Consider the following 525-nt stretch of genomic DNA (forward strand, 5'->3'; position numbering starts at 1 on the left):
GTTGATGAGCTTTTGGCTAAATTTTTCTGATTTACAAGTGCGTTTATGAGGCTGCTTTTACCCACATTTGACCTGCCCAAAAAGACCACTTCGCTTGTCACAAAGCTTGGAGCCTCTTTTATGCTTGGGCTTGAAGTGATAAATTTAGCGCTCAAAGCTCTTATCACTTGGCTTTATCCTCGATCTGAAAGATAAATTTAACCGGCTTTTTCTCGTCGCTATTTACACTATATGTGCCATCTTTTTGATTGACCACGATCTTATCGCCATAGACATTTTTATCAGTCTCTACCTCGTGCAAGTAGCCATTGCCAGTTACTGTGTATATCTGCTTTGCTGGCTCGTATGTGAGCGTATCGCCCTTGCCGTCATAGTGCTTATCTTTCATGAAAATTTTAGCTCTGGCGTTGCCTGTGGCTACATATTTTACTGGCTGGCGTTTTTTTTCCAATTGCACAACGCCTTCTTTTGCCTTTAGCTCGTAGTATGAGCCTTGTTTGTTATTTACATTTCCCACAACTCTGC

At 41.5% G+C, this 525-nt stretch carries 2 protein-coding genes; both read right to left on the reverse strand.

Annotation, left to right across the window (positions count from 1 at the left end; translation table 11 throughout):
* Positions 1-167: GTPase (locus CYP05_RS01600; RefSeq protein ID WP_181001146.1), on the reverse strand; the 167-nt coding region annotated here is incomplete at its 3' end.
* On the reverse strand, positions 164-525 hold a 362-nt coding region (locus CYP05_RS01605), incomplete at its 5' end, for an LptA/OstA family protein (RefSeq protein ID WP_103641789.1). The genes CYP05_RS01605 and CYP05_RS01600, both read right to left, overlap by 4 nt.

This window comes from Campylobacter concisus (genome assembly GCF_002913545.1).
Taxonomy (GTDB): Bacteria; Campylobacterota; Campylobacteria; order Campylobacterales; family Campylobacteraceae; genus Campylobacter_A; species Campylobacter_A concisus_AV.